We start from the raw sequence: 285 nt of genomic DNA on the forward strand, positions 1-285 counted from the left end.
CGCGACCGGCACTGGGTGTGCGAGCGCACGCTGGAAGCCTATGGCAAGCATTACACGATCGGCTTTCCGCACGAGGAGTATGCCAGCGGCCGGCCGCGCATCGTCTCGCCGCTGTATGAGCGGTTGAAACGGCAGCGCGCCGTGTTCGGCTTGAAGCTCGGCTGGGAGCGGCCAAACTGGTTCGCGCCGGAGAGCGTCGAGGCAAAGGACGTCTATTCGATGGTCCGGCAGAACTGGTTTGCTGCCGTCGGCGACGAGCACCGGCATGTGCGCGAACATGTCGGC

Annotated in this window: 1 pseudogene; it reads left to right on the forward strand. The window is 65.3% G+C overall.

The features are described from left to right. Positions 1-285 (forward strand): annotated as a pseudogene (locus EN862_RS35820) (FAD-dependent oxidoreductase); the annotation flags it as partial.

Origin of the sequence: Mesorhizobium sp. M2E.F.Ca.ET.219.01.1.1 (assembly GCF_004016445.2) — a bacterium.
Lineage (GTDB): Bacteria > Pseudomonadota > Alphaproteobacteria > Rhizobiales > Rhizobiaceae > Mesorhizobium.